Source organism: Streptomyces sp. NPDC029836 (assembly GCF_055574495.1).
Map to the genome: position 1 here is coordinate 394,511 of NZ_JBVHZI010000004.1, position 12,324 is coordinate 406,834.

The 12,324-nt window shown below is 74.2% G+C and carries 11 protein-coding genes; 4 read left to right on the forward strand and 7 right to left on the reverse strand.

All coding sequences use genetic code 11. The features are described 5' to 3' along the window. Nucleotides 1-94: 94 nt before the first annotated feature. Nucleotides 95-1,165 carry an alpha/beta hydrolase family protein gene (locus tag ACZ4XJ_RS15500; RefSeq protein WP_468496460.1) on the forward strand — a complete coding sequence of 357 codons (1,071 nt, stop codon included), beginning with the start codon at nucleotides 95-97 and terminating at the stop codon, nucleotides 1,163-1,165. 7 nt (nucleotides 1,166-1,172) lie between these two features. Here the strand turns inward: ACZ4XJ_RS15500 and ACZ4XJ_RS15505 are convergent, their stop codons facing one another. Together ACZ4XJ_RS15505 and ACZ4XJ_RS15510 are read right to left on the reverse strand one after the other, a co-directional pair. Then, on the reverse strand, nucleotides 1,173-2,606 hold the full coding sequence (locus ACZ4XJ_RS15505; RefSeq protein ID WP_468496461.1) for a DHA2 family efflux MFS transporter permease subunit: 1,434 nt from the start codon (nucleotides 2,604-2,606) through the stop codon (nucleotides 1,173-1,175). Nucleotides 2,607-2,903: 297 nt separating this feature from the next. Then, on the reverse strand, nucleotides 2,904-5,603 hold the full coding sequence (locus ACZ4XJ_RS15510) for a helix-turn-helix transcriptional regulator (protein WP_468496462.1): 2,700 nt from the start codon (nucleotides 5,601-5,603) through the stop codon (nucleotides 2,904-2,906). Between the two features lie 113 nt (nucleotides 5,604-5,716). On the opposite strand from ACZ4XJ_RS15510, the gene ACZ4XJ_RS15515 reads away from it, so the two are divergent. Together ACZ4XJ_RS15515 and ACZ4XJ_RS15520 are read left to right on the forward strand one after the other, a co-directional pair. Then, nucleotides 5,717-6,325, forward strand: coding sequence for a DsbA family protein (locus ACZ4XJ_RS15515; RefSeq protein ID WP_362875264.1), 609 nt, complete (start codon nucleotides 5,717-5,719; stop codon nucleotides 6,323-6,325). A 181-nt stretch (nucleotides 6,326-6,506) separates the two neighbouring features. After that, nucleotides 6,507-6,899 carry a TOBE domain-containing protein gene (locus tag ACZ4XJ_RS15520; RefSeq protein ID WP_362875265.1) on the forward strand — a complete coding sequence of 131 codons (393 nt, stop codon included), beginning with the start codon at nucleotides 6,507-6,509 and terminating at the stop codon, nucleotides 6,897-6,899. Between the two features lie 39 nt (nucleotides 6,900-6,938). On the opposite strand, the gene ACZ4XJ_RS15525 is transcribed toward ACZ4XJ_RS15520, so the two are convergent. Then, entirely contained in the window at nucleotides 6,939-7,556 is a 618-nt protein-coding gene (locus ACZ4XJ_RS15525; protein WP_362875266.1) for a TetR/AcrR family transcriptional regulator, read from the reverse strand. A gap of 95 nt (nucleotides 7,557-7,651) precedes the next feature. On the opposite strand from ACZ4XJ_RS15525, the gene ACZ4XJ_RS15530 reads away from it, so the two are divergent. Beyond that, nucleotides 7,652-8,722, forward strand: a complete 1,071-nt coding sequence (locus ACZ4XJ_RS15530; RefSeq protein WP_468496463.1) for an aldo/keto reductase — start codon at nucleotides 7,652-7,654, stop codon at nucleotides 8,720-8,722. Between the two features lie 222 nt (nucleotides 8,723-8,944). On the opposite strand, the gene ACZ4XJ_RS15535 is transcribed toward ACZ4XJ_RS15530, so the two are convergent. The 4 genes from ACZ4XJ_RS15535 to ACZ4XJ_RS15550 all read right to left on the reverse strand — a co-directional run bounded on the left by ACZ4XJ_RS15535 (nucleotide 8,945) and on the right by ACZ4XJ_RS15550 (nucleotide 11,935). Next, a complete protein-coding gene (locus ACZ4XJ_RS15535; protein WP_362875268.1) occupies nucleotides 8,945-9,283 on the reverse strand; it encodes a helix-turn-helix domain-containing protein in 339 nt (112 codons plus the stop codon). Between the two features lie 145 nt (nucleotides 9,284-9,428). Then, nucleotides 9,429-9,746 carry an SCO5918 family protein gene (locus ACZ4XJ_RS15540; RefSeq protein ID WP_362875269.1) on the reverse strand — a complete coding sequence of 106 codons (318 nt, stop codon included), beginning with the start codon at nucleotides 9,744-9,746 and terminating at the stop codon, nucleotides 9,429-9,431. A gap of 216 nt (nucleotides 9,747-9,962) precedes the next feature. Next, a complete protein-coding gene (locus tag ACZ4XJ_RS15545; RefSeq protein WP_362875270.1) occupies nucleotides 9,963-11,486 on the reverse strand; it encodes a DEAD/DEAH box helicase in 1,524 nt (507 codons plus the stop codon). Nucleotides 11,487-11,731: 245 nt separating this feature from the next. After that, the gene (locus ACZ4XJ_RS15550; protein WP_030206327.1) at nucleotides 11,732-11,935 is read right to left on the reverse strand and encodes a cold-shock protein; all 204 of its coding nucleotides are present in this window, start codon (nucleotides 11,933-11,935) and stop codon (nucleotides 11,732-11,734) included. Between the last annotated feature and the right edge of the window lie 389 nt (nucleotides 11,936-12,324).

A 12,324-nucleotide genomic window follows, 5' to 3' on the forward strand; every position in this document is an offset into this window, starting at 1 on the left:
ATCGTTTTTGAAATGATAGAAATATCGGTGGAACAACCGAGCGGACCGGACCCGGTCGACAAGGACCGGGTGGATCAGCGGAGAAGGAGCGGGCATGCGCAAGGCCTTCGTCGTCACCTTGGCGGCCGTCGTCCTGGTGGCCGCCGCCCTCGCGGGCGTCGTGCTCTGGCAGAACAGCTACGACCTGCGCGAACAGCGGGTTGCCGTGCCCGCCGACGGGCGCCTCCTGGAGGGCGTCCTGGCCACCCCCGCCGAGGGGCCGGGCCCCTTCCCGCTCGTCGTGTTCGTGCACGGGGACGGCGACGTGGACGCCACCCACGACGGGTTCTACCGGCCCTACTGGGAGGCCTTCGCCCGCGCCGGATACGCCTCGCTGTCGCTCGACAAGCCGGCCGACTGGCTCTCCCGGACGATGGACGATCGCGCCCGCGAGACGACCGACGCCCTCGCCTGGGCCCGGACCCGCCCCGGGATCGACGGGAACCGGATCGGCCTCTGGGGGGCCAGCCAGGCCGGCTGGGTCCTGCCCAAGGTGGTGGCGCGGGCACCCGCACCGGGCGTCGCCTTCGTGATCGCGGTCGGCACCGCCGTCAACTGGCACCGGCAGGGCGAGTACCACCTGCGGTCCGAACTCCGCGCCGAGGGCGCCGTCCCCGCCCGGGTCGCGGACGCCCTGCGCGCCCGGGAGGCCACCCTCGCGCTGCTGCGGCGCGGGGCCACGTACGAGGAGTACCGGACGTCCCCGGACGCCGATCCGGATCTGGGCCCCGAGCGCTGGACGTTCATCGGACGCAACCACACCGCCGACGCGAGCGCGGACCTGCGCGCGATGCCCCCGGTGCCGGTCCTGCTCCTCTCCGGGTCCGACGACCTCAACGTGGACGGCGCCGAGACCGAAGCCGTGTACCGGGAACTGCTCGCCCCCGGCACCCTCACCGTCCGCCGGTACCCAGGCGCCACGCACGCACTGGTCCGCACCTCCGTCGAGCGCTCGCCCTGGCGGCTGCCCCTGACGGCGCTGTTCGCCCCGAGGTCCCTCTTCCCGTCCGGCCTCCTCGCCGACCAACGCACCTTCCTGGAACAGCAGAAGCGGCGCGCCCCGGGGGATGCCCGGGACGACGTGCCGATGCGGCCGAGGAGCGGGAGGCTCCTCGGCCGCGGGTGAGGTCCGGTCAGCGGCGGGGCTGGAACAGGGCCGGGACCAGGGAGGCGGCCATCAGGGCGACCACCCAGACGTAGGTGTCCTGGAAGGCGGCGGCCAGCGCGGGAGCCGTTGCCGGGCCGGCCTCGACCAGTCCGCCGGCTCCGGCCGCGGCCGTGGTGAGCAGGACCGACAGCAGCGCCGTACCGGCGGAGCCGGCGATCTGCGAGTTGATGTTGATGAGGGTCGAGGCCGCGGGCACCTGCTCGGCGGCGAAGCCCCGGGTCGCTCCGGTGACGGTCGGCATCATCGTCATCCCGGCGCCGGCGCCGGCCAGGGTCAGCGCGCCGACCAGCTGCCAGATCGGGGTGTCCGCGCCGAGCCGCAGGGTGAACAGCCCGTACCCGAGGACCGCGAGGACGATTCCGAAGGGGACGATCCGGCCGGCCGGGATCCGGTCCGTCAGCCGGCTCGTGATCTGGAGGGCGACGCCGGTGGCGATCACCTGCGGCACGCCGAGCAGCCCGGACATCGTCGCGCTCTCGCCGCGGACCAGCTGGTAGTACATCGGCACCAGCATCATGGCCCCGAAGTAGGCGCCGGCGAACAGGGCCAAGGTACCGATGCCGCTGGCGAAGGCGCGCACCTTCAGCAGCCGCAGGTCCAGCAGCGGGGACCGCGTCCGCAGTGCCCGGACGACGAAGCCCAGCACGAAGGCGGCGCCCAGCACGCTCGGCACCAGCGTTCCCGCCGAGGTGAAGTCACCGTGCTCACCGCCGGTGGCGAGTCCGTAGATCAGCGCGGCGAGACCGGGGGAGAGGAGGAGCAGGCCGATCACGTCGAGGCGGACGGCCTTGCGGACCGCGTCCCGGGGGAAGACCCGAGCGGCGAGCACCAGGGCGAGGACGCCGACCGGCACGTTGATGAAGAAGATCCAGCGCCACGAGGCCGCGTCGACCAGCCAGCCGCCCAACACCGGCCCGATCAGCGGAGCCACCAGGACGGGAAGGCCCAACAGGCCCATCATCCGCCCCTTGTGCTCCGGGGCGGAGGCGTTCAGCACCATGACCATGCCCAGCGGCACCACCATGCCGCCGCCGAGCCCCTGGAGGATCCGGAAGGCGATCAGGGTCTCGATGCTCCAGGCGATGCCGGCCAGTGCCGAGCCGATGCCGAACAGGGCGATGGAGAGCATGTAGAGCCGCTTGGTGCCGAACCGGCCCGAGGCCCACGCGGTGATCGGGATGACGGCGGCGAGCGCCAGCGTGTAACCGGTCGCCGTCCACTGGATCGTGGAGAGCGGGGCCTCGAAGTGCCGGGAGAGCCCGCCCAGGGCGACACCCAGGATCGTGGTGTCGAGGACGATCATGAACGAGCCGATGATCACGACCATCGCTATCGCCATGGGTGACGGGTGCGGCCGGGAGGGGGCGGGTGCCCCGATGGCGGCCAGGGACGTGCTCATGGTGTGCCTCCTCGTCGGTCCGGCGGGTCCGGCCGCGGCGGCCGGATCGGGAGGGGCGGTGCGCCGCCCGTGATCTCTTGCCCTGAACCTAGGGTCGACGGGGTGACCGGAGCCTCTGTCGAACGACTGGGGTGGGGTACCTGGTACCTGCCGGCGCATGCGGGACCGGCCGGTGTTGCACGTGAAACACCGGCCGGGGAAACGGCGTTCGGGCCGGCCCGGTTTCGCGTGAAACACCGGCCCGATGCCTCGGTCGCCTCGGTCGCCTCGGTCGCGCAGGCCGCCCCAGCCGTATCGCTACGTCGCGAGGTCCAGCCGGGCCAGCTCCACGCGGGAGGTCACGCCCAGCTTCGGGTAGGCGTTGTAGAGGTGGTAGCCGACCGTCCTGGGGCTGAGGAAGAGCTGCGAGCCGATGTCACGGTTCGTCAGGCCCGCCGCCGCCAGCCGGGCCACCTGCAACTCCTGTGGCGTCAGGCGGTCCGTGGGGGACTCCGCCTCCGGGCCGGACCGGCTCTCCCCCGAAGCCCGCAGCTCCGCGGCGGCCCGGTCGGCCCACGGGCGCGCCCCCAGCCGTTCGAAGGCCTCCTGCGCGGCCCGCAACGGTCCCCGGGAGTCCACCGGGCGCCGGCCGCGGCGCAACCACTCCCCGTACAGCAGCCCCGTACGCGCCTCCTCGAACCGGTCGGTGTCCCGGGCGGAATGCAGCTCCAGGGCCCGCCGGAAATGCCCCTCCGGGCCCCGACCCGGCGCCGCTCCACCGTCCGCGCCGCCCGCCAGCAGCCCCTCGCACCGGGCCAGCACCGCGTGGACGGCGGGCCCGTCCAGGTGCCCGGCCAGCTCCGCCAGCCGGGCGAACGCCTCCCGTCCCTGGTCGGGACGGCCCGCCCGGACGGCCGCCTCCACCTCGTCGGCGTCCCGGCCGCAGCAGGTGCACGCCGACCCGGCGGGGGACGCCGCGGCCCGGTCGGCCGCCGCTTCGAAGCGGCCGAGCCCCAGGTCCAGCAGGATCGCGGCCGAGGTCCTCAAGTGCCGTACGTCGGGCAGGTCCACGGCGTCCGCGAGGGACCCGAGTTCCTGGAACCAGGCCTCGTCCCCGCGGGCGGCGGCCAGTTGGGCCAGCGCCGCCGCGAGCTGGGCCCGGGTCCGGGTCTGGCCGGTGTCCGAGGCGATCCGCAGCCCCTCCGTCCCCCCGGCCAGCGCGTCCCGGTGCAGCCCGAGCCGCAGTTGGGCCTGCGCCACCTCCAGCAGGGCCCGCGGCAGCAACCCGACCGCCCCTTGCGCCCGGCACTCCCGCTCCACGGCCCCGGCCCGCTCGTACGCGACCCGGTGATCGCCCAACAGGCCGTTCCAGCACGCCGCCCGCAGGCCCTCGCGCAGATCCCCCAACGGGCCCGACGAGGCGTCCCGCAGAGCCCGTAGCGCGGCCGTGCGGACCCCCGCGTCGGACGAGGACACCCGGGCCAGGGCCTGGATCGCGGCGCCGCCCGGCAGGTCCAGCTCCGCCGCGGCGGCCGCCGCACCGGCCGCCGCCTCCGGATCACCGGCCACCCAGGCGCTGCCCACGGCCAGGAAGAGCATCCGCCCGGCGACCTGTGGCTCGGCCGCCGCGATCGGCAGGGCCGCGTCCAGCAGCAGGACGTGCGCCCGGGACAGGTCTCCCTGCTCGTTGGCGACCTCCGCGGCGATCTCCGCCACCCGGGCGCGGGCCGTCGCGTCGCCGCCCTGTTCGCGGCGGGCCGCCTCCGCGAGCTCGCCCGCCCGGTCCAACTGCCCGGCGTCGAGGGCGGCCCGCGCTGCCGAGCCCAGCCGGCGGGCCCGTTCGATCGGCTCCGGACTCAGGGCGGCCGCCCGCTCGTACACCGTGGCCAGCGCCGCGTGACCACCCCGCGCGCGGACCTGCTCGCCGCTGCGCTCCAGCTCCGCGGCGACGCCCTCGTCCGGGGCGGCCTGCGCCTGGGCCCGGTGCCACGCGGCGCGGTGCCCGCCGCCCGCGTCCGCGAGGGCCCGGTGCGCGGCGAGCCGGCGGGCAGCCGGGCCGGACCGGTAGGCCGCCGAGCGGATCAGCGGGTGCCGGAAGACGAGCCGGCCCCCGTCCAGCCGGACCAGGCCCTGCGCCTCGGCGGGCGCCAGGTCGGTGACCCCCGCGCCCAGCAGCCCGGCGGCCTCGAACACCGTCCCGGCGTCGCCCTCGTCGGCCGCGGCGGCGACCAGCAGCAAGGTGCCGGACGCCTCGGGGAGCGCCCCGATCCGGGCGGCGAAGCCCTGCTCGATCCGGCCGTGCGGGCCGTCGTACGCCGGCCCGTGCCCCTCCCGGCGCGCCGTGGTGAGTTCCAGCAGGGCCAGCGGGTTGCCCTCCGCCTCCCGCTGGATGTGCTGCCGTTCGTGGTGGTGCAGGTCGGCCGCGTACAGGGTCAGCAGGTCGCCGGCGGCCGCCGCGTCGAGCCGGCGCAGCCGCAGTTCGTCGAAGCCGTCGGGCCGGAACGCCGGCGTGTGCGGGTCCCGTACGCCGAAGAGGACCGCGATCCGCTCCGCGTGCAGCCGCCGGGCCGCGAACACCAACGCCTCGGCGGAGGCCAGGTCCAGCCACTGGGCGTCGTCCAGTACGCAGAACAGCGGCTGCTCCTCGGCGAGTTCCGCCAGCAGGGTCAGCACCGCCAGCCCGACCAGGAACCGGTCCCCGCCGCTCGGCGCGGCCTCACCCATGCCGAGCGCGGTCCGCAGGGCCCCCGCCTGCGCCCCGGGGAGGGCGTCGATCCGGTCGAGCGCCGGCCGCAGCAACAGGTGCAGCCCGGAGTACGGCAGCGCGCTCTCGAACTCGGTGCCGGTGCCGCGCAGGACCCGTGGACCGTCCCCCGCCGCGGCCACGGCCGCGTCCAGCAGTGCGGTCTTGCCGATGCCGGCCTCGCCCCGGACCACCAGGACCCCGCTGCGCCCGGCCGCCGCCCCCGCCAGCAACCGCTCCACGACGGCCAGTTCCTCGCCCCTCCCCACCAGCACGGAAAGTTCCCCCTTCGATCCCGGTCATCCGACAGATGACCACGACACCTGTGCGCTCCTACGTTGGCGTCGTCAGCCGTTCCCGTTACCGGAACCGTACTCGGAGGCCCCAGGTGAAGATCGACATCACTCTCGACATCCCTTGCGTCTGGTCGTACTTCGCCTTCAACCGGCTGCGCCGGGCGGCCGCCCGGGTCCGGGCCGCCGGAGGCACGGTCGACCTCGTCTTCCACCCCTACCAGCTGGCTCCCGGGGCGAGCGGCGAGGCCGAACCCAAATCGGCGGTGCTGCGCCGGGCGTTCGGCTCGGGAGCGGATGCCGCCGTCGCCCGCATCACCGCGCTCGCCGCCGCCGAGGGCCTGGAGTTCGACCACGAACGCGCCGTCTGGTCCAACACGTTCGAGGCCCACCGGCTGATCGCGGACGCCGAGGCGCAGGGCCGCGCCGAGGACGTGGTCGAGCGGCTCTTCCGGGCCCACCACACCGACGGCCTGAACATCGCCGACCCGGAGGTCCTGCGGAGCATCGCCGCCGAGTTCTCCCTCGCCCGCCGCGACGACGGCGCCGCGGAGCTGCGCGCCGCCCTGGAACGGGTCCGGCGCGAGGCCCTGCCCGGCATCCCCTTCCTGCGCTTCCCGGACGGCACCACCGCCACGGGCATGCCGTCGGCCGCGCTGCTGGACCGCGCGCTGGGCCCGGCGGACCGCGCGACCGCGGCCTGACACCGGCAACGGGCCCGCACCCCGGCAGCCCGCCGGCCACCGCGTGCCCGGGGACGGCCCGAACCCCGGCGGACCGCGCGACCGTGGCCTGACACCGGAAACGGGCCCGCACCCCGGCAGCCCGCCGGCCACCCCGTGCCCGGGGGCGGGAGCGCGGCCGGTACCGCCTAGGCTGCGGCCCATGGAGTCCTACACGATCGGTCAGGCGGCCCGGCTGCTCGGCGTCAGCAGTGACACCGCCCGCCGCTGGGCCGACGCCGGACGCTTCCCCACGCGCCGCGAGGGCAACCGGCGCATCGTGGACGGGCCGGACCTGGCGGCGTTCTGCGTCGAGGTCGCGCAGGAGGGCGCCGAGGGCGAGGACGCCGCGTACACCTCGGCCCGCAACGCGTTCCCCGGCATCGTGACCGGCATCAAGCTGGGCACGGTCGGCGCCCAGGTGGACATCCAGGCCGGACCCCACCGGGTGGTGTCGCTGCTGACCCGGGAAGCGGTGGAGGAACTGGGCCTCGCGGTCGGCATGCGCGCCACCGCCCGCGTGAAGTCGACCAGCGTCTTCGTCGACCGCACCTGACACCGGCTCCCCTCGGAGGAACGGGCCCGCGGCCCCCGATCAGGCGTACGCCCCCGCGCGGGCCGCCGCGTGGGCGGCACGGGCGGCGCGGGTCGCCGCGGCCTCGTCCAAGGGGGCGTCGGTGGTCAGGAACCGGTAGTACAGGGGCGCGGAGACGGCCCGGATGACCTCGGCGGGGTCGGTGCCCGCGGGGAGTTCGCCCCGCTCCACCGCCTCCCGCACGCAGGGCGCCCATTCCGCGACGCGGACCTCGTAGAACCGGTGCAGGGCCTCGGCCGTCCTCGGATCGCTCGTGGCCGCCGCGATGACCGCCTTGAACAGGGCCCCCTGGCGCGGATCGGTCAGCGTCCGCCGTACGAGGTCCGCGTTGGCCGTGAGGTCGTCGAGCAGGGAACCCGTCTCGGTGCGCGGCAGCGACTGTTCCGCCATGTCCGTCAGTAGGTCGGCGACCAGCGCGGCGACGGTTCCCCAGCGGCGGTAGACGGTGGTCTTCCCGACGTCCGCGCGGCGGGCGATCTCGGCCAGGTCCAGTGCGTGGAACCCCTGCTCGGCCAGGGTGTCCCCGGCCACCCGCAGGACGGCCGTACGGACCCGTGCCGTGCGGCCCCCGGGGCGGACGGTTCCGGGTTCGGCGGCGACGTCATCCTTCGAAGCCATAACGGGTCTCCGGTTCCATTAGTGGCGATGCGGTGTTACGTTGGGACCACCTTAAAGGGTCTGCGGTTCCGTTACCGCTTTCTGGAGGGAACGTCATGGAATACAGGCAGCTCGGCGCGTCCGGTCTCAAGGTCCCCGCCCTCAGCTTCGGAGCCGGCACGTTCGGCGGCCGGGGCCCCCTCTTCGGGGCCTGGGGCACCACCGACGCCCAGGAGGCGCGCCGGCTGGTGGACATCTGCCTGGAGGCGGGCATCAACCTCTTCGACACGGCCGACGTCTACTCGGACGGCGCCTCCGAGGAGGTCCTGGGCCGGGCGGTCCGGGGGCGCCGCGACCAGGTGCTCCTGTCGACCAAGGCCGGCCTGCCGATGGGCGACGGGCCCATGGACGCCGGCACCTCCCGCTCCCGCCTGATCAAGGCGACCGAGGACGCCCTGCGCCGCCTCGGCACCGACCACCTTGACCTCTTCCAACTGCACGCCTTCGACGCCGCCACCCCCGTCGAGGAGGTGCTCTCCGCCCTCGACCAACTCGTCCGCGCCGGCAAGATCCGGTACGTGGGCGTCTCCAACTTCGCCGGCTGGCAACTGATGAAGTCCCTGTCCGCCGCCGACCGGCACGACTTCCCGCGCTACGTGGCGCACCAGGTCCACTACTCGCTCGTCGGCCGCGACTACGAGTGGGAGCTCATGCCGCTGGGTCGGGACCAGGGCGTCGGCGCCCTCGTGTGGAGCCCGCTGGGCTGGGGCCGGCTCACCGGCAAGGTGCGCCGGGGCCGTCCGCTGCCCGCCGGGAGCCGGCTGCACGACACCGCCGACTACGGCCCGCCGGTCGACGACGATCACCTCTACGACGTGGTCGACGTCCTCGACGAAGTGGCCCGGGAGACCGGCCGGACCGTCCCGCAGGTGGCCATCAACTGGCTGCTGCGCCGCCCCACCGTCTCGTCCGTCATCATCGGCGCGCGCAACGAGGAGCAGCTGCGACAGAACATCGGCGCGGTCGGCTGGTCCCTGTCGGCCGAACAGACGGCCCGCCTCGACGCCGTGAGCCACCGCCCGGCGCCGTACCCGTACTTCCCGTACGAGCGCCAGGAGGGCTTCGCCCGGCTCAACCCCCCGCTGATCCAGCCCCCGACGGCGCTCCCCCGCCCCGCGGCGGTGTGACGCGCCCACGGGAGCCCCCGCCCGGTGGGGCCCGGAGCGGGGGGACGTCGCCGGCTCAGCCCGCGAGGACCGCGCTCAGGTCGATCCGCGCGAGCCGTTCGGGGTCGGTGAGGACGTCCAGCGCGGTGATCCGGCCGTCCCGGACGGTGAACGCCCGGAGCCGGGCGTTCACGGGGGCCGGGGAGCGTCCCGGGGGGAGGCGCGGCGCGGACGGCCGCGGGGTCAGCCGGTGTCGCCGTCCGGTCGGCCCCCGGCACGCCGGTACTCGGCGTTGATGCGCTGGGCCTCTTCCAGCTGGTCCTCCAGGATGACGATGCGGCAGGCCGCTTCGACCGGAGTGCCCTGGTCGACGAGTTCCCGGGCCCGGGCGGCGATCCGCAGCTGGTAGCGCGAATAGCGGCGGTGGCCGCCCTCCGAGCGCAGCGGGGTGATCAACCGGGCCTCACCGATGGCACGCAGGAACCCGGGCGTGGTGCCGAGCATCTCGGCCGCCCTCCCCATCGTGTAAGCGGGGTAGTCGTCGTCTTGCAGTCGGTCGCCGAGCGGGTTGTCCGCCGTCATCCGCACCTCCTCGGGGAACGTGACGGGGCCCCGGCGCCGTACGGCACCGGGGCCCCGAAGGAAATTCAACACCATCCGCAGGTTCCGTCGTCGCCCCACCCTCGGGGCAACGCCGGCGTCCCCACCTGCGGGCGGGTTCGGTGGGTCAGGCGGACACCGGAGTTCCGAGTGCCGCCTCGGCCCGCTGGAGGGGGGTGAGGGCGGGCGCCGGCGCGGGTGCGGCCTCGACGGGGAGGGTGCGGCAGGTGAAGCCGAGCGCGGTCATGGCCCGGACGACCTCGGCGGCGCTGAAGTCGCGGCGGTCCTGCCGGGTGACGACCTCGCCGACCTGCTTCACGGGGTACGTACGGCGTCCGATGATCACGGAGTCACCGGTGACCGGCTCGGGCTTGACGCCCTTCATCTTTTCCAGCACGCCGCTCTTGGTCAGGTCGAAGGGGAAGCGGGCGATGACGCAGCGCATGGGACCTCACAGGGAATCGCAGGGGAGAAGGGGGACGGCCCGATGGCCCGACCCCGGCCGGGGCCGGGCCCCGACCCGGGGCCTCGGCCCTCAGGCCTCAACCGTAGGGCCCGGAGCCCGAAGCCTCATACCGCGGGCCTCGTACCGCGGGCCTCGTAGCGCGGGCCGTACGCCACGCGCCGGACCGCGGCCGAGCCGCGGTCGGGCGTCGCGGCCTTACGCGGCGGCGTCGAGCGACGACTGCGTACGGGCCGGACGGCGACGGGCCTGCGAGGGGCGACCGCGACCACCGCGGGAGGTGGCGCTGCGCGACGAGCGCTCGGCCGGGGGCGCGGTGATGACGACCGGCACGCCCGACGGGGTGCGGGCGCCGGTGATCCGGTTCAGGGCCTCTTCGCCGGAGCGGACCTGGGTGACGGTGGGGTTGATCCCGGCGTCCGACATGAGGCGGGTCATGGCGCGGCGCTGCTGGGGCGTGACCAGGGTGACGACGCTGCCGGACTCGCCGGCGCGGGCGGTGCGGCCGCCGCGGTGCAGGTAGTCCTTGTGGTCGGTGGGCGGGTCGACGTTGACGACGAGGTCGAGGTTGTCGACGTGGATGCCGCGGGCGGCGACGTTCGTGGCGACCAGGACGGTGACGTGTCCGGTCTTGAACTGGGCGAGGGTGCGGGTGCGCTGGGGCTGCGACTTCCCGCCGTGCAGGGCGGCGGCCCGTACCCCGCTGTTGAGGAGGTCCTGGGTCAGCCGGTCCACCGCGTGCTTGGTGTCCAGGAACATGATCACGCGGCCCTCGCGGGCGGCGATCTCGGTGGTCGTGGCCTGCTTGTCGGTGCCGTGGACGTGCAGCACGTGGTGCTCCATCGTGGTGACGGCGCCCGCGGACGGGTCGACGGAGTGCACGACCGGGTCGTGCAGGTAGCGGCGCACCAGCAGGTCGACGTTGCGGTCCAGGGTGGCGGAGAACAGCATCCGCTGGCCGCCGGGGCTGACCTGGTCGAGCAGGGCCGTGACCTGGGGCATGAAGCCCATGTCGGCCATCTGGTCGGCCTCGTCGAGCACGGTGATGTCCACCTGGTCGAGCCGGCAGTCGCCGCGGTCGATCAGGTCCTTGAGGCGCCCGGGCGTGGCGACGACGACCTCGGCGCCGCCGCGCAGCGCCGAGGCCTGCCGGCCGATGGACATGCCGCCGACGACGGTCGCCAGCCGCAGCCGCACGGCGCGGGCGTACGGGGTGAGCGCGTCGGTGACCTGCTGCGCCAGCTCGCGGGTCGGTACGAGGATCAGTGCGAGCGGCTGACGGGGCTCGGCGCGTCGCCCGGCGGTACGGGACAGCAGCGCGAGGCCGAAGGCGAGGGTCTTGCCGGAGCCGGTACGGCCGCGGCCGAGGGCGTCACGGCCGGCGAGGGTGTTCGGCAGGGTCGCGGCCTGGATCGGGAACGGGACGGTCACGCCCCCGGCCACCAGGGCCGCCAGGATCGGGCCCGGCATGCCGAGGTCGGCGAACGCCTCGACGGCGGGCAGCGCCGGGGTGATCGTCTCGGGCAGCGCGAACTCCCCCTGGGGGGCCGAGGGACGGCGGCCGTAGCCGCCGCTCGGACGGCCGTAGCCACCCGAGCGTCCCTGGCCGCCGCCGCCGCCACCGCCGGAGCGGGTGGGGGCACCCGAACGGGTGGGGGAGGACCAGGAGCCGGCGCCGGAGCGGCCGCGGGAGGATCGTTCATTCGTACGTGTGCGGTTCATTGGGGAACCTTCCTTGATGCGGCGCGTATCAAGGAATTCCCGCAGCGAAAAGCACCGCGCGGAGAATAGCGAGAACGGGCCGGATGAAAATGCGGAACGGGGTGGGCCGAGCGTGCGACCGGGCGGGCCGCGGAGGCTCTTACGGAATTCAATTCCGGAGCCGTGGGCCCTGCCCCCCTGCGGAAAAACGGACGAGCCGGGGCCCGCACCCCAAGGTGCGGGACCCGGCTCGTCCAACGCGTGCGTCAGGCAGAGACGATGTTCTCGGCCGTCGGGCCCTTCTGGCCCTGCGCGATGTCGAAGTTGACCTTCTGGCCTTCCTGGAGCTCGCGGAAGCCCTGGGAGGCGATGTTCGAGTAGTGGGCGAACACGTCAGGGCCGCCACCATCCTGCTCGATGAAACCGAAACCCTTTTCGGCGTTGAACCACTTCACGGTGCCAGATGCCATGTTAAATCTCCTTCGGGGGCAAAGCCCGGAGCCCGCACTGTGCGGACTCCGCGTCGCCGCGATGATTGCCCCGTCCGGAAAACGCACCGGAAATACAGAAGTGCTTCCACCCGAAAGAATCCGGTGGAGGCACTTGGAGTTTTGGGAACCACAACTGCAACTGGTATCGACAGTAGCACGGTGGGGGCGGTTCCGTGGGGTGAATCATTTGGGCCCGTCGCATGCGTGAGAAATGTTTACCGGGCCTTGTGGCTAATTCTCACTTCGCGGAGGCAGATATCGGAAGCCCCTCGGGGGAGGGTTCGTGCGGCACGTCGCGTGCCCCTTGGGCCGGGGGTGCGCGGGCGCGCGAACGGCTCCTGCCGAAAGTCCGGCGGGGGTGTGAGGGA